General features: G+C 68.1%; 18 protein-coding genes. 10 read left to right on the forward strand and 8 right to left on the reverse strand.

Annotation, left to right across the window (positions count from 1 at the left end; all coding sequences use genetic code 11):
* Window positions 1-15: 15 nt before the first annotated feature.
* Window positions 16-378, reverse strand: a complete 363-nt coding sequence (locus ACFWX1_RS30565) for a DUF2203 domain-containing protein (protein ID WP_378393193.1) — start codon at window positions 376-378, stop codon at window positions 16-18.
* Between the two features lie 291 nt (window positions 379-669).
* On the opposite strand from ACFWX1_RS30565, the gene ACFWX1_RS30570 reads away from it, so the two are divergent.
* From ACFWX1_RS30570 to ACFWX1_RS30585, 4 genes are all read left to right on the forward strand, one after another.
* A complete protein-coding gene (locus ACFWX1_RS30570) occupies window positions 670-1,896 on the forward strand; it encodes an NADP-dependent isocitrate dehydrogenase (protein WP_378393195.1) in 1,227 nt (408 codons plus the stop codon).
* A 209-nt stretch (window positions 1,897-2,105) separates the two neighbouring features.
* Window positions 2,106-2,411 carry an SH3 domain-containing protein gene (locus ACFWX1_RS30575; protein ID WP_378393197.1) on the forward strand — a complete coding sequence of 102 codons (306 nt, stop codon included), beginning with the start codon at window positions 2,106-2,108 and terminating at the stop codon, window positions 2,409-2,411.
* A 634-nt stretch (window positions 2,412-3,045) separates the two neighbouring features.
* Window positions 3,046-3,864: an exodeoxyribonuclease III gene (locus tag ACFWX1_RS30580; RefSeq protein ID WP_378393199.1), complete on the forward strand. Its 819-nt coding sequence runs from the start codon at window positions 3,046-3,048 to the stop codon at window positions 3,862-3,864.
* A gap of 267 nt (window positions 3,865-4,131) precedes the next feature.
* Window positions 4,132-4,533 (forward strand): hypothetical protein, encoded by a 402-nt coding sequence (locus ACFWX1_RS30585; protein ID WP_378393201.1) that lies wholly within the window; start codon window positions 4,132-4,134, stop codon window positions 4,531-4,533.
* 44 nt (window positions 4,534-4,577) lie between these two features.
* Here the strand turns inward: ACFWX1_RS30585 and ACFWX1_RS30590 are convergent, their stop codons facing one another.
* Window positions 4,578-5,321 carry a S1 family peptidase gene (locus ACFWX1_RS30590; RefSeq protein WP_378393203.1) on the reverse strand — a complete coding sequence of 248 codons (744 nt, stop codon included), beginning with the start codon at window positions 5,319-5,321 and terminating at the stop codon, window positions 4,578-4,580.
* Window positions 5,322-5,485: 164 nt separating this feature from the next.
* Here ACFWX1_RS30590 and trpS point away from each other — a divergent pair, with 164 nt between their 5' ends.
* A complete protein-coding gene (trpS, locus tag ACFWX1_RS30595; RefSeq protein ID WP_378393205.1) occupies window positions 5,486-6,514 on the forward strand; it encodes a tryptophan--tRNA ligase in 1,029 nt (342 codons plus the stop codon).
* 44 nt (window positions 6,515-6,558) lie between these two features.
* The gene (locus ACFWX1_RS30600; protein ID WP_378393207.1) at window positions 6,559-7,581 is read left to right on the forward strand and encodes a YhjD/YihY/BrkB family envelope integrity protein; all 1,023 of its coding nucleotides are present in this window, start codon (window positions 6,559-6,561) and stop codon (window positions 7,579-7,581) included.
* On the opposite strand, the gene ACFWX1_RS30605 is transcribed toward ACFWX1_RS30600, so the two are convergent.
* Window positions 7,578-8,840, reverse strand: coding sequence for a D-alanyl-D-alanine carboxypeptidase family protein (locus ACFWX1_RS30605; RefSeq protein WP_378393209.1), 1,263 nt, complete (start codon window positions 8,838-8,840; stop codon window positions 7,578-7,580). The genes ACFWX1_RS30600 and ACFWX1_RS30605 overlap by 4 nt on opposite strands.
* A 43-nt stretch (window positions 8,841-8,883) precedes the next feature.
* Between ACFWX1_RS30605 and ACFWX1_RS30610 the strand changes: the two genes are divergently transcribed.
* A complete protein-coding gene (locus ACFWX1_RS30610; RefSeq protein ID WP_378393211.1) occupies window positions 8,884-9,129 on the forward strand; it encodes an SCO4848 family membrane protein in 246 nt (81 codons plus the stop codon).
* Between the two features lie 91 nt (window positions 9,130-9,220).
* Window positions 9,221-10,627: a S8 family serine peptidase gene (locus tag ACFWX1_RS30615; RefSeq protein ID WP_378393213.1), complete on the forward strand. Its 1,407-nt coding sequence runs from the start codon at window positions 9,221-9,223 to the stop codon at window positions 10,625-10,627.
* A 75-nt stretch (window positions 10,628-10,702) separates the two neighbouring features.
* Here the strand turns inward: ACFWX1_RS30615 and ACFWX1_RS30620 are convergent, their stop codons facing one another.
* From ACFWX1_RS30620 to sdhC, 5 genes are all read right to left on the reverse strand, one after another.
* Window positions 10,703-11,668: a hypothetical protein gene (locus tag ACFWX1_RS30620; protein WP_378393215.1), complete on the reverse strand. Its 966-nt coding sequence runs from the start codon at window positions 11,666-11,668 to the stop codon at window positions 10,703-10,705.
* A gap of 173 nt (window positions 11,669-11,841) precedes the next feature.
* On the reverse strand, window positions 11,842-12,612 hold the full coding sequence (locus ACFWX1_RS30625) for a succinate dehydrogenase iron-sulfur subunit (RefSeq protein ID WP_378393217.1): 771 nt from the start codon (window positions 12,610-12,612) through the stop codon (window positions 11,842-11,844).
* Window positions 12,612-14,366, reverse strand: coding sequence for a succinate dehydrogenase flavoprotein subunit (gene sdhA, locus ACFWX1_RS30630; protein ID WP_378393219.1), 1,755 nt, complete (start codon window positions 14,364-14,366; stop codon window positions 12,612-12,614). The genes ACFWX1_RS30625 and sdhA overlap by 1 nt, the downstream gene beginning before the upstream one ends.
* Window positions 14,367-14,398: 32 nt before the next feature.
* Window positions 14,399-14,812 carry a succinate dehydrogenase hydrophobic membrane anchor subunit gene (locus ACFWX1_RS30635; protein WP_378327502.1) on the reverse strand — a complete coding sequence of 138 codons (414 nt, stop codon included), beginning with the start codon at window positions 14,810-14,812 and terminating at the stop codon, window positions 14,399-14,401.
* Between the two features lies 1 nt (window position 14,813).
* Entirely contained in the window at window positions 14,814-15,257 is a 444-nt protein-coding gene (gene sdhC / locus ACFWX1_RS30640) for a succinate dehydrogenase, cytochrome b556 subunit (RefSeq protein ID WP_378393221.1), read from the reverse strand.
* 469 nt (window positions 15,258-15,726) lie between these two features.
* Between sdhC and ACFWX1_RS30645 the strand changes: the two genes are divergently transcribed.
* Window positions 15,727-18,603 carry a Tat pathway signal sequence domain protein gene (locus tag ACFWX1_RS30645; protein ID WP_378393223.1) on the forward strand — a complete coding sequence of 959 codons (2,877 nt, stop codon included), beginning with the start codon at window positions 15,727-15,729 and terminating at the stop codon, window positions 18,601-18,603.
* A gap of 65 nt (window positions 18,604-18,668) precedes the next feature.
* Window positions 18,669-20,540, forward strand: a complete 1,872-nt coding sequence (locus tag ACFWX1_RS30650; RefSeq protein ID WP_378393225.1) for a glycoside hydrolase family 97 catalytic domain-containing protein — start codon at window positions 18,669-18,671, stop codon at window positions 20,538-20,540.
* The last annotated feature ends 127 nt before the right edge of the window (window positions 20,541-20,667 follow it).

The raw sequence follows: 20,667 nt of genomic DNA on the forward strand, positions 1-20,667 counted from the left end.
CACCTTAGCCACGTTTCACGGCAGCGGGCGACGTCCCGCGAAACCCAGATCCGTGCGGTGATACCAGGCCAGCTCGCGATCGCCTTCGAGCCAGCACAACAGGACGTCCACACCGTCCATCTCGGACGGGAAGTCCACGAGCAGCGGCGCGAACCCCTTGAGCTCGGCGCCGGTGACCTGCACGGCGGTCATCAGCTCGTCGAGCCGGGCCTGCGCGGCCTTCCACTCGGGCAGGCCGCCGAGGTCGGTGTCGCGCCCGCCGACCCGGAGCGCGGCGGCGAGTTCGGCGGCGTCGGCCCGTACGCGCACGAGTTCGTCGAGCACGGGTCTCAGCCGGGCGAGTTCGGCGCGCGCCTCCGACACGGTGAACAATCCCATGCGTCGATGGTCCCACCGCACCCGGCGGCGGAACGACCCCGGTCCGTTACGAAATCCGGGTAGCGCACCAGGTCGGGCGGTCATCCGACAGGTAAGGCCGCGCGTACCGTGACGGCCGGCGTAAGCCCGCGGGCGGGCCACGCCGCCCGGTGAGCCTGGCCACAATCCGCTGTTGGAGACTTGATGCCGACCACTACTGGAACCATCCAGCTCCGTTAAGCAGTACGCTTGTACCGCTACCGGCGAGACGAAGAAGTAACGCGAAGATCCGCGGAAGGAGCACCGCCGCTCATGGCCAAGATCAAGGTCCAGGGCACCGTCGTCGAACTCGACGGCGATGAGATGACCCGCATTATCTGGCAGTTCATCAAGGACAAGCTGATCCACCCGTACCTGGACGTCAACCTGGACTACTACGACCTGGGCATCGAGGAGCGGGACCGCACCGACGACCAGATCACCGTCGACGCCGCGAACGCCATCAAGCAGCACGGCGTCGGCGTCAAGTGCGCCACCATCACCCCGGACGAGGCGCGCGTCGAGGAGTTCGGCCTGAAGAAGATGTGGGTCTCGCCCAACGGCACGATCCGCAACATCCTCGGCGGCGTGATCTTCCGCGAGCCGATCGTCATCCGGAACATCCCGCGGCTGGTGCCGGGCTGGACGAAGCCGATCATCATCGGCCGTCACGCGCACGGCGACCAGTACAAGGCGACCAACTTCAAGGTCCCCGGCCCCGGCACCGCGACGATCACCTACACCCCGGAAGACGGCTCCGCGCCGATGGAGTTCGAGGTCGCGAAGTTCCCCGAGGGCGGCGGCGTCCTGATGGGGATGTACAACTACCGCAAGTCCATCGAGGACTTCGCGCGCGCCTCGCTGCAGTACGGCCTGGACCGCGAGTACCCGGTGTACCTCTCCACCAAGAACACGATCCTCAAGGCCTACGACGGCATGTTCAAGGACGTGTTCCAGGAGATCTTCGACACCGAGTTCAAGGCCGCCTTCGACGCCAAGGGCATCACCTACGAGCACCGGCTGATCGACGACATGGTCGCCGCCTCGCTCAAGTGGGAGGGCGGCTACGTCTGGGCGTGCAAGAACTACGACGGTGACGTCCAGTCCGACACGGTCGCGCAGGGCTTCGGCTCGCTCGGCCTGATGACGTCGGTGCTGCGCACGCCGGACGGCAAGACCGTCGAGGCCGAGGCCGCGCACGGCACGGTCACCCGGCACTACCGCCAGCACCAGCAGGGCAAGCCGACCTCGACCAACCCGATCGCGTCGATCTACGCCTGGACCCGGGGCCTCGAGCACCGCGGCAAGCTGGACTCGAACACCGAGCTGGTCGGCTTCGCGAACACGCTGGAGCAGGTCGTCATCGAGACCGTCGAGAGCGGCAAGATGACCAAGGACCTCGCCCTGCTCGTGGGCAAGGACCAGTCGTGGCAGACCACCGAGGAGTTCCTCGGCACGCTGGACGAGAACCTGGCCAAGAAGATCGCCTCGCAGGGCTGATCACCGGCTCCGCGAAAAGCCCCCTTTCCCGGCTGAAATGCCCGGAAAGGGGGCTTTTCGGCGTTTCGGGGCCGTTACCGGGTGGTCACCTGGCGTCACCGCCGGGTGACGCTGTTGGCGCCTCCGGGTGGTTGGCAATGCGGAAGCTGTCCGGCCTGCCAAGGTTTGCCTACCCTGGTCGTGGCAGGTTCCCGTACTGAGGAGCTGACGTGATCCTGGGCTTGGCGAAGAAGACGTGGATCATCATCGGCGTGATCGCCGCGGTGATCATCATCTACGCGCTGAACAAGCAGTCCGCGGACGCGACTTCGGCGACCGGGTGCAAGGTCGGTGTCACCGCGGACGTGCTCAACGTCCGCGAAGCCCCCGACGGCAACGCGAAGATCGTGGGCAAGTACGTCAAGGACGCGAAGGTCGACGTGCTGCCCGGCGCGCAGAACGGGTTCCGCAAGATCTCGGACACCAAATGGGTTTCCGCCGAGTTCACCAAGCCGGAAGAGGGCGCGAAGTGCTGACAGTCCTGGCCTGACGACCAGACCCTCGCCGTCGTACTCGGTTTGGCCTGCCTCCGCCGCGTGGCGTCCCGCCTCCGCCGCGGTCATCACCCGGTGCGGGCCGTCTGGTGGCGCGCTCAACCGGACACCGTGGTTCGGCACGTAGTGAGGTTTTCTCGGTAGGTGCGGGGGTGCGGTTTTGCTGGTGAGTGTTTCCCCGAGGGCATGGTGGTGCGGTGAAGGCCTCCTTTACGGCGTTGAGCGCTGTGAAGGAGGCCTTCACAGCCTTTGGTGGGCCCGAGGATGTGTCGCGAATGGGGTCGGCGAGCGCAGGGAAGTCCGAGGGACGCCCTGGGTGCATCCACCGCACCCAGGGACGCCCTTGTCACACCCCAGACCAGCGCACCGAAGGCGTCCTGCAACTCCTCCGGCAACACACACGGCCCCAGAACCCTTAGCGAGAAAACCTCAGGGGGGCAGCAAGGACGCCGTCGTCCGGACGCCTTGCACCGTGTAGTGCCACGCGCGGCCGGGCTCCGGCCACGCGCCGCAGCTGCCCAGCACTGTCAGCTCGCTAACGGGATGCAGTCTTCCAGAGTATTCGACGCATGCTTCTGGACCCGGCCGCGCGGAATTGTCGGGGCCGCGAGGTAGCGTGCCCGGCGTGCTCATCGTCTCCACTGTGAACGTCAACGGCCTGCGGGCCGCCGTGAAAAAGGGCTTCGTCGAATGGCTCGCCGCGACGAAGGCCGATGTCGTCGCGTGCCAGGAGGTGCGCGCGGAACGTGATCAGCTGCCGGCGTCGGTCGTCGATCCCGAAGGCTGGCACGCGGTGCACGCGCCGTCGGAAGTCAAGGGCCGCAACGGTGTCGCGGTGTACAGCCGGGTCGAGCCCGAGGAAGTGCGGGTCGGCTTCGGCGAGCCCGAGTTCGAGAACAGCGGCCGCTACCTCGAGGCGCATCTGCCGAAGGTCGTGGTGGCGAGCCTGTACCTGCCCAGCGGGGACGTCGGCACCGAGCGGCAGGCGGAGAAGGAGCGCTTCATGGCGGCGTTCCTGCCCTACCTCGCGGAGCTGCGCGGCAAGGCCGAGGCGTCGGGGCGGGAAGTGGTCGTGGTGGGGGACTGGAACATCGCCTACGACACCGTGGACCTGAAGAACTGGCGCGGAAACCAGAAGAACTCGGGATTCCTCCCGGAGGAGCGGGCCTGGCTCGGCCAGGTGTACGAGAAGGCGGGGTACGTCGACGTTCAGCGCGTGCTGGACCCGGCGGGGCCCGGCCCGTACACATGGTGGTCCTACCGCGGCAAGGCCTTCGACAACGACTCGGGCTGGCGTATCGACTGCCAGCTCGCCACCCCGGGGCTGGCGGCGAAGGTCGTCTCGGTGGAGGTCGAGCGGGCGGCGTCCTATGACCAGCGCTGGTCCGATCACGCTCCGGTGACCGCGGCCTACGACATCGAGTTCCCCGGCTGACCGAGCGGCCTTTCGCGTCGGCGTCGGCGGCGTGCGGACCCGTTCGTGGTCACGGCGCGTGCTGGTCGTGAGCCCGCTACCACTGTGAGTAGCACAGAGTGGGGGTGGGCGTCGTAGCTCCCCGTGTGGGCGCTAGTCTCTGGCCCCGAGTTGATCAGGACTCGCAGGTCTTGACACGCTCGGTAGTTTTTTGACCAGTAGCACGTCGGGTCTCACTCGTGTGGGTGAGAGCTCGCTCAGAACCGTTACTACGTGGGAGGCACCCCGGTGCGCAACCCAGGTCAGCCCCTGACGCGATCCGTCCTGCGCGGGACCCGGGTCACGGCCGCGCTCGTCGCCGTGCCGGCGACGCTGCTCCTGGCCGGGGGCGGCGTGGCACTGGCCGACGACCCGGACTCGCGGGTCGAGACCAGCGTGGTGTCGTTCGGGCTCCTGGGCCCGGTCGGCGTGGTGGCCGTCGCGCTGGGCATCGTCGGGATGGCACTCGGGGTCCTGCGTCAGCGGCGCAAGGTCCGCGCTGCCGAAGCGGCGGCCACGCAGGCGGAGAACGCCGCCGACGTCACGGCCATGGCGGAGGCCGTCCTCGCCGAGGCGGACCTGGCCGAGGCCGAGCTGGCCCAGGCGGACAAGCCGACCCGACCTGCTCTCACGCCCTATCGCCGTTCCTGAGCCGAGCGCGCCCAGCGGGCTGAACGCGCTCGGCGGGGGAGCGCTTACCGGGTGTTCGAGGCGATCCAGCTGGCGAAGTACGGGACGTCCACGTAGATGGACGGGCCGGTCGCGCAGGTGGGGTTGTTGTTGCCGGCCCGGCTCGTGGCGCCGATCAGCTGCCACACGCCGTTGACCTTCTTGACCTGCGGGCCGCCCGAGTCGCCGTAACAGGCGCCCTTGTTCCCGCCGGGGTTGTTCGTACAGATCTCACTGGCTCCGTTGATCCCGGAACAGCGGCTGTCCGACACGATCGACGTGTCCAGCTGCTGCAGGTTCACCGGTGCGCCGCAGCCGCCCCGGCTCGGGCAGGTCTGGCCCCAGCCGATGATGCGGGTGGCCGTGCCGTCCGGACCGGACGACCCCGCGATCGCGATCGGGGCCTGGCTGACCGACGTCGCCAGCTTCAGCAGCGCGATGTCCGCGCTCGGGTGCGCGATCCGCGAGGACACTCTGGCCACCGCGCCGCCGCTCGTCCGGTTGGTGGTGCCGACGCGGACCTGGGCGGGCTGTCCGCAGTGCTTCGCGGTGACCACCCAGTTCGCCTTGATCAGGGAGCCGCCGCAGGAGTGGCTGCCGCTGCCCGACTGCAGCGACGCCATGAACGAGTAGACCTCGGTGGCGTTGGTGCCACCCACGATGTTCGGCTGCACACCCGTGGGTTCCGTCGAAGCCGCGGCCACGCCGGGCAGGGACAGGGCCGCCGCGATGGCCACGGCCGCGCCCGCGAGCAGAGATCGTGCCTTCATCGGGTTCTCCTTCGTGTCGACCGGTAGTCCGGTGATCACGAAGGGTAGAAACGCCAGGTGTGTGTGCAGAACCGTCGGAAGTATGGGGTATTTCACGGATTCGTCCGAATGGTCGCACCGGACCTCGCGGTTCGGGGTACCGGGGCGCCTGGAAGAATCCGGGCGTGTCCGAAGAACAGACCGCGCCCGCCGCTCGTCCCCGCGTCCTCTCCGGGATCCAGCCGACCGCCGACTCGTTCCACCTCGGCAACTACCTCGGCGCGCTGCGTCAGTGGGTGCGGATGCAGGACACGCACGAGACCTTCTACATGGTCGTCGACCTGCACGCGATCACCGTCGAACAAGACCCGAAGGTGCTGCGGCAGCGAACCCGGATCGCGGCCGCGCAGCTGCTCGCCATCGGCATCGACCCGCGGCGAAGTGCCTTGTTCGTGCAGAGCCAGGTGCCCGAGCACGCCCAGCTGTCCTGGGTGATGGAGTGCCAGACCGGGTTCGGCGAGGCCAGCCGGATGACGCAGTTCAAGGACAAGTCCGCCAAGCAGGGCGCCGACCGCGCCAGCGTCGGGCTGTTCACCTACCCGGTGCTGCAGGCCGCGGACATCCTGCTGTACCAGGCCAACGCGGTGCCCGTCGGCGAGGACCAGCGTCAGCACCTCGAACTGACCCGCAACCTCGCGCAGCGCTTCAACAACCGGCTGGGCAAGACATTCACCGTGCCGGAGCCGTACATTCTCTCCGACACCGCGAAGATCTACGACCTGCAGGACCCGACGGCCAAGATGAGCAAGTCCGCGGCGACGACGAACGGGCTCATCGAACTGCTGGAGGATCCGAAGCGCTCGGCCAAGAAGATCCGCTCCGCGGTCACCGACACCGGCCGCGAGGTCGTCTTCGACACCGAGAACAAGGCCGGGGTTTCGAACCTGCTCACGATCTACTCGGCGCTGACCGATCGCAAGATCGCCGAGCTGGAAACGGCGTACGAGGGCAAGGGATACGGCGACCTGAAGAAGGACCTCGCCGAGGTGCTCGTCGAGTGGGTCACCCCGTTGCAGGCCGCAGTCAAGTCCTATGTGGACGATGTCGCGGAGCTGGACAGGATCCTCGCCGCCGGTGCCGAGCGGGCGCGTTCGGTGGCGTCGGAAACGCTCGCGCGGGTGTACGAGCGGATCGGCTTCCTTCCCCCGGCCTGAGTGCTCGCATTGCGGGCGGCAGCGGGGGTGGTTAGCGTTTCCCGGTGGCGAACGCACGCGAAACCAGCCCCGGCAAGGAAAAACTGATCCCCCGGTTGCGGCGGAAATATCCCTGGCTCGATCACCTGTTCCGCGCGAACGACGCGTTCGGGGAACGGTACGGGAACCATTACGCGGCGGCGATCACGTATTTCAGCGTGCTCGCGGTGTTCCCGCTGCTGCTGGTCGCGTTCGCCGTGGTCGGCAAGGTGGTGAACCACGACCCGGCGATCATCGGGCAGATCCAGGACGGCATCAAGAAGTCCGTGCCCGAGGGGTTGCAGGAACTCGTCATGGGGATCGTCAAGGGCGCGCTGGATTCCGGTGGCGGGATCGGGATCTTCGGGTTGTTGCTCGCGCTCTATTCCGGGATCGGCTGGATGTCGAACCTGCGGGACGCGCTCACCGCGCAGTGGGGCCTGGAGAAGAAGTCGCTGCCGCTCGTGTCCACCACGCTCAAGGATCTGCTGGCCTTGATCGGACTCGGGCTGGCGCTCGTCGTGTCGTTCGCGTTGACCGCCGCCGGGACCGGGGTAGGGCATCTTCTCCTGCGCCTGGTGGGGCTGGAGCACGAGGGCTGGGCGGTGTTCCTGCTGACGGCCGCGACCATCGTGCTCGGCATCGCGGCCAACACATTGGTGTTCCTGTGGGTGATCGCCCGGCTTCCCCGGGAACACGCGACCTTCCGCAGCGCGGTCAAGGGCGCGATCTTCGCCGCCGTCGGATTCGTGATCCTGCAACAGGTTGCGACGATCTACCTGAACTCCGTGCTGAAGTCGCCCGCGGCGGCGCTGCTCGGTCCGGTGATCGGCCTGCTCGTGTTCGCGAATCTCGTCTCGCGGTTCCTGTTGTTCGTCACGGCGTGGACGGCGACGGCGCGGGAGAACCAGCGCAAGGTCGTCCAGCCGCCTCCGCCGGTGGTCCTGGAACAGCGTGTCGTCGTCGAGCCGGGCCCGGGGCTGGGCGCGGTCGCCGGCGCGTTCGGGGTCGGCGCGATCCTCGGCTGGCTGGGGCGCCGCCGCTCTTAGCGGTTCTGCTCGGCCTGCGTCTTCTTGCGCTGGTAGCCGACGGCGAAGCCACCGGCGATGATCAGGAACACCAGCACGGTGATGACCCAGCCGGTGGTGCCGAAGGCGTCCTTCGCCGCGGTGCCGCCGGCGGCGGCGTTGGCGACATTGGTGCCACCCGCCTTGCCCGAGCTCTCCTCCGTGCCGGCCGTGGCCGGGGCCTGGTAGTCGATCTTCCCGACCGGATCGGCCTTGACCTTTTCGAGCGCGAAGCCGTAGTCCAGCAGCTTGCTCGCCTGGCTGACGACGGGCGTCGGCTGCTGCTCGGCGCGCACCAGCACGATGGCGACCCGCTTGCCGTCGCGCTGCGCGGCGCCGACATAGGTGTGCCGCGCGTCGTCGGTGAAGCCCGTCTTGCCGCCGAGGAAGCCGGGATAGACGCCGAGCAGCTTGTTGTCGTTGAGGATCGGAATGGCCGGTTTGCCGTTCGAGCCAGGCAGTTCGTACTGCTTGGTGGCTACGGCTTTCGCGAACTCCGGCTGCTTCATCGCGTAGTGGAAGATCAGGCTCAGGTCATACGCCGAGGTCGACATGCCGGGGCCGTCGAGCCCGGACGGCGTCGCCGCGCGGGTGTCCGTCGCGCCGACGCGGGCGGCGAGCCCGTTCATCTTGGCGAGCGTCGCGTCGACACCGCCGAGCGCGGTGGCGAGCGCGTGCGCGACGTCGTTGCCCGAGTGCATCAGCAGCCCGTGCAGCAGCTGGTCCACTGTGTACTGTTCGCCGGCCTCGATGCCGACACAGGTGCATTCCTGCTCGGCGTCCTCCTTGGTCACCGTGATCGGCTGCTCGGGTTTCAGCTCGGTGACGGCGACGAGTGCCAGCAGCGTTTTGATCAGGGAGGCGGGGCGCTCGCGCACGTGCGGGTCCTTCGCGGCGAGCACATTGCCGGTGTCGAGGTCCTGCAGGACCCACGACGCGGCGGTGACGCCGTCCGGCGGATTCAGCACGTCCGCCGGGACCACCGTCCCGCATTCACCCATCCGGGCACCGCCGACCGGCTGGGCCGGGACCGGCAGCGGCGCGGGCGAGGCCTGGCCGGGTGCCGGCTTCTCGGAGGTGTCCACCGGCGCGGGCGGGGCCGCGTTCTTGGCGCAGGCCTCGGCGGGTTTCGGGACCGCGGGCCGTGGCGCGGCGGACGCGGCGGCCGGTATCGCGAGGGCGATGGTGGCGGCGAGCGTCGTGGCGAGGACCTTGAGCGACCGGCGTGATGCGCTGTGCACCCACGCAGGCTAGCGCCGACGGGCCGGTTGCATACTCAGGGGCATGCGCATTTCGCGAGGTACCTCGGTTTTCCTGCTCGCTTTCGGGGTGTGGTCCTGGATCATCTGGATCACCTTCGCCAAGAACCTGTGGGAGAGCGACCGGGCGTGGGCGGCGGACGGATCGCCCACCGGGTACTTCATCGTGCACGCGGTGCTGACGGTCGTGTCGTTCCTGCTGGGGACCGCCATCGGCGTGCTCGGCTGGCGGGGCGTCCGCGCGCACGCGCGGGAACGGTCCGGCGCCTGAGCCGTTCGCACTATGCGGTGACCGTCCTTTGGTCGGTGGCGGGCAGGCGCGGTGGACCCTAACGTTCACGCCACCGACTTGTGGAGGTGGAATGTCCCGTTTACGACGATGGTTCGTCCCCGCGCTGGGTCTCGCGGTGACCGCCGGGGTGCTGGTCGCGCCCGCCGCGTCGGCCGCGCCCGCACCTTCGTGTGACACGACGAGCGCGCCGTACACCTATGTCGTGCTGTACAAGCCTGGGCAGCCCGTGGGCCAGGTCGACTCGGAGCTCAAGGCGAAGTGCGGCGCGAAGGTCGCGTACTACCCCGAGATCGGCGTGGCGGTGGCGAGCTCGCGCAACGCGGACTTCGCGCAGCGGATCGGGGTGAACCGGGCCTATTCCGGCGGAAAGGACGTCGCGGGCGCCGCGGCTTCGCGCGCGTCGATCGGCGCGGTGGGCAGGCTGGAGGAGACCACCAGCACGCCCGCGGGCGAGGGCGATCTTTCCGCGGAGCAGTGGGACATGCGGGCGATCAAGGCGCCCGAGGCGAACAAGGTCAACCCGGGCAGCCGGTCGGTGACCGTCGGCGTGCTGGACTCGGGCATCGACGCGAAGCACCCGGCGCTCGCCGCGGCGGTGGACCCGAAGGCGTCCGCGGGCTGTGTCACGGGCGCGGCGGACCCGGCCCCGGGGGCGTGGGCGCCGACCAACTCCGACCACGGGACGCACGTCGCGGGGACCATCGCGGGCAAGGACACCGCGCGCGGGTTCACCGGCATCGCGCCCGGCGTCCGGCTGGCCTCGGTGAAGGTGGTCAGCGACGGCGGGTACATCTTCCCGGAGTCCGCGGTGTGCGGGTTCATGTGGGCCGCGCAGCACAAGTTCGCGGTGACGAACAACAGCTACTACATCGACCCTGGCATGTTCTACTGCGCGAAGGAACCCGGCGACGCGGCGGCGTTCGAAGCGGTGCGCCGCGCGGTGTCGTTCGCGACCGGGCGCGGCGTGCTTTCGGTGGCGGCCGCGGGCAACGCGGGCTTCGACATCCCGAAGCAGACCACCGACCCGAACCGGCCGCACAAGGTCGACGGCTCGTGCGCGATCCTGCCGGGCGGCCTCGACGGCGTCGTGACCGTGTCGTCGGTGGGCTACGCCGGGACGAAGGCGTCGTACAGCAACTTCGGCAGGCACGCGGTGGAGGTGACCGCCCCGGGCGGTGACGGCGCCCAGCTGCCGCCACCCGGCCAGGGCGCGGGCTGCCCGCTCTCGACCACCGTGTTCGGCGGCCCCTACGGCACCAAGTGCGGCACCTCGATGGCGTCCCCGCACGCGGCCGGTGTCGCGGCCCTGCTGGCTTCGCGTTATGCCGGTGCTCCGCCTGCCGTGCTGACCCGGCTCCTGGAGGCAGGCTCGGACGCCGTCCCCTGCGGCTCCGACGTCCCGACCTGCTCGGGCCCGGACCGCGACAACTCCTACTACGGCCACGGCCGCGTCAACGCCCTCCACGCCGTCAAGTAGTTCCTGTCCGTTTCAGAGGTCCGTGGGGGCCTCCTTGAGGGATCCAGAGTCCCTCAAGGAGGCCCCCACGGACTTTCAGGCTGCTTTGCGGGCGATGGCGACGGCCGGACGTGGGCGGCCGGCCGCGGCTCGGTACGCGGCAAGGAGTTCGGTGAGGACGCCCTTCGGGTCGTCTTTGAGCCTGGAGGGCAATGTCTGCACAACAGTGATGCCCGCGGCGGCGTAACGAGTGTTGCGTTTCAAGGTTCGTGCGTAGCCGTCTCGATAAAAATGGAACTCGACCGAATCGATTTCCCAGGCCAAGGCGATGTCATCCCACCAGGCGTCCGGACATCCCACGTAGCTTCCATTTGCGTCATACACCTCGGTATTCCAATGGCTGGGTAGGACTGGCAAGTCACGTGCGACTGTCTTCGCCCTGGCTTCGGCGATCGAGCGAAGGTCGGCCCATTCGCTGAGTAGCCGCCGTGGGATGGCAGTTCCTTTCTTGGTCCCGCGGTCGAGTTCCATGGCGAGCGCAGCCGGGGAGCAGCGGCCACGCTGCACTGCTTCGATCAGCAGTTGCTCTATCGGCTCCGCTTTGCGGAGCCGCCGAACCGCATCTGTAGTCGCACGTACCGGAGGTGCCAGCGGCAGCCCGTCTCGTGACCACGGCTCCGGCAGACGCCGTGTTCGTTCTATCGTCACGAACTCCGAACTCAGCACTTTGAGATGATGCGGCACCAGCATGTGCAGGTTATTGCCCGAGGAAGCTGGGACGCGGAAGCCGTATAGGCGGCAAGCTTCAATGCCGGTGATCATGCTCGTCGGGCTCGCGTAGAGCAACGCGGCTAGAGCTCGCTCGCGTTCCGTGGGCGTGTTGTTGTGCAAGAGAATGATGCCGGGCAGCAAGCGCTGCCATGGGCCACCGGGAAGGCACCTGTTGTAGATGACCTTGCTTCCCATTTCCAGGGATTCCAAGGTCATGGCTTTGATGACGCCTTCCCGGCTTCGCTCTCTGAGCAGTTCGGGGTGCTCAGCCCATCTCCCCCGTTTGTTCATGTGGCCATGGTGTGCCCCTGACAACTGCCTCGCCAGACCCGCTACGCGATCTGTGGATAACTACCCGCAGCCGACTCGCTTGTGGATAACTCCGGAAAGGTCCGTGGGGGCCTCCTTGAGGGACCCAGAGTCCCTCAAGGAGGCCCCCACGGACCTCTGAAGCGGTGAAGCGGTTAGACGCGTTTGAAGAGGAGGGCGCGTTTGACTTCTTGGATGGCCTTCGTGACCTGGATGCCCCGAGGACAGGCGTCGGTGCAGTTGAACGTGGTCCGGCAGCGCCAGACGCCCTCGGAGTCGTTGAGGATGTCGAGACGCTCTTCGGCGGCTTCGTCACGCGAGTCGAAGATGAAGCGGTGCGCGTTGACGATCGCGGCGGGGCCGAAGTACGAGCCGTCGTTCCAGTACACCGGGCACGAGGACGTGCAGCAGGCGCAGAGGATGCACTTGGTCGTGTCGTCGAACCGGTCGCGGTCGGCCTGCGACTGGATCCGCTCGCGCGAGGGCTCGTTGCCGTACGAGATCAGGTACGGCTTGATCGAGCGGTACGCCTCGAAGAACGGATCCATGTCGACATAGAGATCCTTCAAGGTGCGAAGGCCCTTGATCGGCGCGATCGTGATCACGGTCGGCTTGCCGGACGTCGAGAGCAGGTCCTTCATCAGCACCTTGCAGGCCAGCCGGTTGATCCCGTTGATCTGCATGGCGTCCGACCCGCACACGCCGTGCGCGCACGAGCGGCGGAACGAGAACGTGCCGTCGATGTAGTCCTTGACATAGAACAGCAGGTTCAGCAGCCGGTCGGTGCGCTGCGCCGGGACGTCGTAGGACTCCCAGTGCGGCTCCTCGTCGACCTCCGGGTTGAACCGCAGGATCTTCAGCGTGACCGTGATCGGGGTGTGCTCGTCCGAAGAGGACGGAGCTTCCTCGGTGGTAGCCGCAGTCATCAGTACTTCCGCTCCATCGGTTCGTAGCGGGTGAAGGTCACCGGCTTGTAGTCGAGCCGGATGTCGGACGACAGACCGGAGCCCTGCTTGTAGGCCATGGTGTGCCGCATGAAGTTCGTGTCGTCGCGGTTCGGGTAGTCCTCGCGCGCGTGGCCGCCGCGGGATTCCTTGCGCGCCAGCGCACCGACGACGAGGACCTCGGCCAGCTCCAGCAGGAAGCCCAGCTCGACGGCCTCGAGCAGGTCGGTGTTGTACCGCTTGCCCTTGTCCGCCACGGTGATCCGGCCGTACCGCTCCTTCAGCGCCTGGATGTCGGTCAGCGCCTGCTTGAGCGTGTCCTCGGTGCGGTACACCGAAGCGTGCGAGTCCATCGTCTGCTGCATTTCCTTGCGGATGTCGGCGACGCGCTCGTCGCCGTGCTCGGAAAGCAGCTGTGCCAGCTGGTCCTCGACCAGGGCGGCCGGGGTCTCCGGCAGCTCGACGTGCTCATGCGCCAGCGCGTACTCCGCGGCGGCGATGCCGGCGCGGCGGCCGAACACGTTGATGTCCAGCAGCGAGTTCGTGCCGAGCCGGTTCGAGCCGTGCACGGAAACGCACGCGACCTCGCCCGCGGCGTACAGGCCGGGGATGACGTTCTCGTTGTCCCGCAAGGCTTCGCCGTGGATGTTGGTCGGGATACCACCCATGACGTAGTGGCACGTCGGGAACACCGGCACCGGCTCCTTCACCGGGTCGACGCCCAGGTAGGTCCGGGAGAACTCGGTGATGTCGGGGAGCTTGGTCTCCAGCACCTCGACCGGCAGGTGCGTGACGTCGAGGACGACGTAGTCCTTGTTCGGGCCGCAACCGCGGCCCTGCAGGACTTCCTGCACCATCGAGCGCGCCACGATGTCGCGCGGCGCGAGGTCCTTGATGGTCGGCGCGTAGCGCTCCATGAAGCGCTCGCCCGAGGCGTTGCGCAGGATCCCGCCCTCGCCGCGGACGGCTTCGGAAATGAGAATCCCCAGGCCCGCGAGGCCGGTCGGGTGGAACTGGAAGAACTCCATGTCCTCCAGCGGCAGGCCCTTGCGGAAGATGATGCCGAGGCCGTCACCGGTGAGGGTGTGCGCGTTCGACGTCGTCTTGAAGATCTTGCCCGCGCCGCCGGTGGCGAACACGACCGACTTCGCCTGGAAGACGTGCAGCTCGCCGGTGGCCAGCTCGTAGGCGACGACGCCGGAGGCGACCGGGTTGCCGTTCTCGTCCTCGCTCGTCACCAGGTCGAGCACGTAGAACTCGTTGAAGAACTCGGTCCCGTGCTTGACGCAGTTCTGGTACAGCGTCTGGAGGATCATGTGCCCGGTGCGGTCCGCGGCGTAGCAGGCGCGGCGCACCGCGGCCTTGCCGTGGTCACGGGTGTGCCCGCCGAACCGGCGCTGGTCGATCTTGCCCTCGGGCGTGCGGTTGAACGGCAGGCCCATCTTCTCCAGGTCGAGCACCGCGTCGATGGCCTCTTTGGCCATGATCTCCGCGGCGTCCTGGTCGACGAGGTAGTCGCCGCCCTTGACCGTGTCGAAGGTGTGCCACTCCCAGTTGTCCTCTTCGACGTTCGCCAGCGCGGCGCACATGCCGCCCTGCGCCGCGCCGGTGTGCGAACGCGTGGGGTAGAGCTTGGTGAGTACCGCGGTGCGGGCGCGCTGGCCGGATTCGATGGCCGCGCGCATCCCGGCGCCACCGGCGCCGACGATCACCACGTCGTACTTGTGGAACTGCATCAGGTTCTCCGCTTACGTGCGTGTGGTGGACGTCAGTTGGCGGGCATGTTCGGGTCGAACGTGAAGATCACCATCGTGCCGACGGCCAGGATCAGCGCCATCGAGACGTAGAGGACGATCTTCAGCCAGAACCGCGTGGTGTCCTTGCGGGCGTAGTCGTCGATGATCGTGCGGAGCCCGTTGCCGCCGTGGATCTGGGCGAGCCACAGCATCGCCAGGTCCCAGAACTGCCAGAACGGCGACGCCCAGCGGCCTGCCACGAAGCCCCAGTTGATCCGGTGCACACCGCCGTCGAGGATGTTCATGATCAGCAGGTGGCCGAGCACCAGGATGATCAGGGCCAGGCCCGAGATCCGCATGAACAGCCAGCTGTACAGCTCGAAGTTGCTGCGCCGGGCGGCCGGGCGCCGCGGCGCGCGCGGGCGGTCGAGAACGAGGTCGGCCATGTCAGTTACCCCCGAACAGCGTTTCGACGGTGCGCTTCATCATGAAGAACGCGCCGGGAACCATCACCACGACCCACACGATCCCGATGACCCACAGCATCGCCTTCTGCAGCTTCGGGCCCTTCGACCAGAAGTCGACCAGCATGACCCGCAGGCCGTTCAGCGCGTGGAAGAGCACCGCGCCGACCAGGCCGACCTCCATGAGGTTCACCAGCGGCGTCTTGTAGGTCTCGATCACCTGGTCGTAGGTGTTCGGCGACACGCGCACCAGCGCGGTGTCGAGCACGTGCACGAACAGGAAGAAGAATGTGAGCACGCCGGTGATGCGGTGCAGCACCCAGGACCACATGCCGGGGTCGCCCCGGTAGAAGGTCCCCTTCCGGCGTGAGGCACCCGCCCGATCGCTCGCCGCTGCCTCAGGGGCAGTGCTCGCCGTGGTGGACATCGGTGAACGGCCTCCAACGTCATGGCTGTGTTGCCCGGCTGACCGCTGAAGTCCGCACTCGCCGCCGGGGGAGCCAGGCGTCCACTAGGGACACAACTCCGGCGACAATGCCGAGATCAAGGTCATCGAGCGTGGATGCAAGGGATGCTAGACCCGGCACCGGTGAGCGGCTCACCTCCGGGTTCGTCTCTGTGATGGACCAGACACCCCCGACACGGGGGTATCGCCCGGACGTGTGGCCCAGGGCACGCGTCCGCGGGGCTGTTCGGTCCGCGTGAAGCGCCGTACATCCGATCTATGCAGTCCTTGTGGTCGATATCACGCCTTTGGGTTCTGTTCCGCTTATCGGGAGCTATCCGGCCGGATGGCGTGTTTTCTGCTGAGGGTTGTTGACGGTTTCTGCGTGGTCTCTTACGTTCATTTCACGTCAGACATCCGACCAATCGTCGGAACTCACGATGGGGTGACGATGACGAAGCCCGCTGGTTTCCCTCGACGCGACCTCCTCGGCGGCACGGTGGCCGGGCTCCTCGCCACTACGCTCGCCGCCGGGACACCCGCCATCGCGGCGGAGAAACCGCTGGACAGCGACGTTTTCCCGCCGCGGATCGGGGGCATGTCCGACGAGCAGTGGGCGCGCTTCCTCGCCGCGCAGGATCTGCGCTGGCAGCGCCTGCCGCGCACCTGGTACGAGGGCGCGTTCCTGGGCAACGGCTTCGTCGGCACGCAGGTCTACCGGGAGCAGACGCCGTCGAGCAGGAGCGCGCTGAAGTTCACCGTCGACCACAGCGAGAGCCAGGATCACCGGCCCGCCTTCGGCAACGAATGGGGCGTCGCGCGGCTGCCGATCGGCAAGGTGCTGCTCACCCCGGCCGGCACGCTCACCGGCGCGGACCTGCGGCTCGACCTGTGGAACGCGGAACTCTCCGGAACGGTCACCACCGACCGGGGGACGTTGGAGATCCACGCGTTCGTGCACTCCACCCAGCCGGTGCTGGTGATCGACGTCCGCCCGAGCGCGGGGGAGCGCGGCTTCTCGCTCGCCTTCGAACCGTTGCCCGCGGTCAGCCCGCGCATCGTCCGCGAGCAGCCGCCGAAGGGGTTCGACCCCAATCCGGCGTGGACGACCCACGACGAGCGCGGCGTCTCCTTCGTGACTCAGCCGCTGTTCGCGGGCGGCCAGAACGCGACGGCATACCAGCTCCGGCGGGCCGCGCACGGCGGGCGCACGCTCGTGCTCTCGACGGCGCACAGCTTTCCCGGCACCGAAGCCGAGCGGACCGTGCGGACGGCGATCGGCGCGGCGGGCACGATCGGCGCGCTGCGCGCCTCGCACCGCCAGTGGTGGCACGCCTTCTACCGCCGGAGCTTTCTGTCCATTCCGGACGCGAAGCTCCAGAGCTTCTACTGGATCCAGCTGTACAAGCTCGCGTCGGCCGCCCGCGCGGAGGCGCCGATCATGGCCACCACCGGGCCGTGGCTGGAGCCGACGCCGTGGCCGTCGGTGTGGTTCAACCTCAACGCGCAGCTGGAATACTGGCCGGTCCACGGCTCGAATCACCTCGAACTCGACCCGATTCCGCGCACGGTCCGCGAGAACCAGCAGACGCTGATCGACGGCTTGAGACCCGAGTATCGCGCCGATTCGATGGGGCTGCGGCGCAGTACCGACGCACGTTTCGCGGACGCCGGGTACGTCGGTGTGCCGAATCCCGACAGCGACGCCGAGATCGGCGACCTGCCGTGGCTGCTGCACAACGTCTGGCTGAGCTACCGGCACACGATGGACGTCGCGATCCTGCGCGACGACCTGTTCCCGGTGCTGCGCAAGGCGATGAACTATTACCTGCACTTCCTGAAGTACGGCGCCGACGGGCGGCTGCACCTGCCGCCGACGTTCTCGCCCGAGTACGGCCGCGCGCCCGACTGCAACTACGACCTCGCGCTGATCCGGTGGAGCTGCCAGACCCTGCTGGACGCGGCGAAGACGCTGGGCATCGACGATCCGCTCGCGCCGAGGTGGCGTGAGGTGCTCGCGAAGCTCGTCGACTATCCGGTCGACGAGAACGGCCTGATGATCGGCACCGGCGTTCCGTTCGCCAAATCGCACCGGCACTATTCGCACATCCTGGCGGCGTATCCGCTGTATCTGCTCAATGTGGACGATCCGGCCCAGACCGCGCTCATCGCGAAGTCGCTGGATCACTGGATCAGCTTCGAAGGCGCGTTGCGCGGGTTCAGCTTCACCGGTGCCTCGTCGCTGTCGTCGGCGCTGGGCCGGGGCGAGGACGCGCTGAAGCACCTCCGCGAGTTCGTCGCGCGGTTCGCGCAGGCCAACACCATGTACTACGAGGCGGGGCCGGTGATCGAGACGCCGCTCTCGGCGGCGCAGTCGGTGCACGACATGCTGTGCCAGAGCTGGGGCGACACGGTCCGGCTCTTCCCCGCGCTCCCCGCCGCCTGGCGCGACGTCGTCCTCCACGACTTCCGCACGCAGGGCGCGTTCCTGGTGAGCGCGGCGCGCAAGGCCGGGGTCACCACGTTCGTCCGCGTGCGTAGTCTCGCCGGGCAGCCGCTGAAGCTGAAGCCGTCGATCGACGGGGCGGTGACGGTCGAGGGCGCGCGGCGCTGGCGGCAGCGTCCTAACGGGACACTTGAGATCGACCTGCCGCGCGGTGGCGAGGTGCTCGTGTACCCGCGCGGAAGACGTCCGGACACCACGATCGGGCCGGTCCCGATCAGCGAACCGGCGCCGCCGTGGGGACTGCCGATGCTCCCGCCGAGCGGGCAGCAGGTCCCGGTCGATCTCGCCGTTGTGCTCAACTCCGACGGCGTGACCAGCGAGTTCTACCTCGGCGACGGGGATTTCGACGGCGCGGGCAACACCTACCCTGCCGCGCAGCTGCCGCAGACCGGGCAGCTCACCGACGACGGCGTGCCGTTCCTCTTCGTCAACGGCGCCGAGGGCACGCCGAACAACGTCGTCGGCACCGGACAGGCGATTCCGTTGCCCGCCGGGAACTACGGCGTGCTGCACGTGCTCGGCGCGGCCGACACCGGCAAGAGCACCACGACGCTCACAGTGTCCTATAAGGACGGATCCACGGCGCAGGTTCCCCTGCGGCTCACCGACTGGCGGACCGCCGCGGCGTTCGGGGAGACCGAAGCCGTGGTCACCACCCAGCTGCACACGCGGGCGGGGATCCAGGCGGCGCGGCTCGCGATCTTCCACCAGCGCGTCCCGCTCGACCCCGCGCGCGAGGTCGTCTCGGTGACCCTGCCGCCCGCCACCGGCCCACGTCCGCACCTGTTCGCGCTCACCTTGGAGAAGCCCAACGTTCCGTGAAGGCCTCCTTCACAGCGTTGTGCGCTGTGAAGGAGGCCTTCACGGACCACGGAGAAAGGGACGGCATGAGGAAGAGAGCTGTGCTGGCGGGGGCGCTGGTGGTGACGTCGGTGGTGTTCGGGCTGCCCGCCTCGGGGCAGGCGTCGTCCGCGACGCGCTGGACGCTGACCGCGCCCGGCATGTCCGTCCATCAAGGTGCGACACCGGAAGCCCATATCGCGCTGGACCGGGGACGGCTCACGCTGTCGGTCACCCGCGGCGCGACAACGGTGCTGGAGCCCTCGGCACTCGGCGTCGAGACCGCGAACGGTGATCTGACGAGCGGGCTCGCGGTCACCGGGTTCTCGCAGCGGCCGATCCACGAGACGTACGAGACCAAGGTCGGCAGGCGGCTGAACCATACCGTCGATGCCGCCGAGACGACGCTGAATCTGCGCGGTACCGGTGGGCAGGCGTTCGCGGTGGTCTTCCGTGTATCTGCGGACGGCGTCGCGTACCGATATGTCTTCGACACTCCTAAGTGGACAACCGTGGTCCGCGAGGCGTCGGAATTCGCGGTTCCGCAAACGGCCGATTCGTTCCTGTTGCCATATGACAACGGCCGCAGCGATTACGAGAGCATCCACGTCCACCGTCCGGTGGCCCAGCAGGATCCCGTCGAGTACGGCTACCCGTCGCTGTTTCACGTAGGCGATTCGTGGCTGACCGTGCTGGAGTCGGACCTCAACGGCAGCTACGGCGGTTCGCGGCTCAAGCTGGACGCCGCGTCCAAGCGGTTCGGCCTCGTTCTGCCCGATCCGGCCGAGGTCGCGAAGGGACCACTGCGGACACCGTGGCGGGCGATGATCGTCGGCGATCTGGCCACGGTCGCCGAAAGCACGCTGGTGACCGACCTGGCGAGCCCGTCGAAGCTCGCCGACACGTCGTGGATCAAGCCCGGCGTCGGCGCGTGGTCGTGGTGGTCCGACGGGCCCAGCGCGGGGAGCCTGGAGAAGCAGAAGCAGTTCGTGGACTACGCGGCGAAGATGGGCTGGGAGTACACGCTCGTCGACTCGGGGTGGAACGCGAGCTGGATCCCCGAACTGGTCAAGTACGCCGCGGACCGGCACGTCGGGATCTGGCTGTGGGCCGACGCGAAGATCACCGACACCGACAGCGAGCGCGAGAAGAACTTCAAGCAGTACCGCGACTGGGGTGTCGTCGGGCTGAAGATCGACTTCGTGGAGTCCGACCGCCAGGACCGGACACGCTGGTACGACGACGTGCTCGCGGCGTCGGCGAAGTACCACCTGATGCTCAACTTCCACGGCGCGCCGATCCCGCGCGGCATCGAGCGCACCTGGCCGCAGGTGATGTCGGTCGAGGCGGTCAAGGGCGCCGAGGGCACCAAGCCGAAGCCGGGCCGCGAGCCGTTCCCGATCGAGCACTACGTGACGCTGCCGTTCACCCGGAACCTGACCGGCTCGATGGACTTCACCCCGGTCACCTTCAGCGGCGTGCGGCCGAACAGCGAGGGCGGTGAGCTGGCGCTGGCGGTGGTGTACGAATCGGGCGTCCAGCACTTCGCGGACAGCGTCGAGAGCTACCAGGCGCGTCCGGTGGCCGAACGCCTGCTCAGCCACGTCCCGACGGTGTGGGACGAGACGCGGCTGCTCGCAGGCGACCCCGGCAAGCTCGCCGTGTTCGCCCGGCGATCCGGCGCCAAGTGGTACGTCGGCGCGATCACCGCGGGCTCCGCGACCCAGCTGGACACGCCGCTGACATTCCTGCCGCCCGGCGACTGGCTCGCCGAGATCTACGGCGACGGGGCCGACGGCAAACTCGTCCAGACCACTCAGCGGGTCACACCGGGTAGCGCCCTGAGCGTCCCGGTCGCGGCCAACGGCGGTTACTCGGCGCGCTTCTGCCAGGCCCCGCCGGGCGCTACAAGCTGCTGAAGGGGACTTTCGCCTCGTCAGATGAGCTGAAGGGGGGGGGGCTCAGCGAGGAAGCGCCGAGAATGAACAGCACAAATCATAAACATGGGGGAGGGGGTGATCGAGCAAGACGCCGCCCCAGGAATAG

Origin of the sequence: Amycolatopsis sp. NPDC059021 (assembly GCF_042739895.1) — a bacterium.
GTDB lineage: Bacteria > Actinomycetota > Actinomycetes > Mycobacteriales > Pseudonocardiaceae > Amycolatopsis.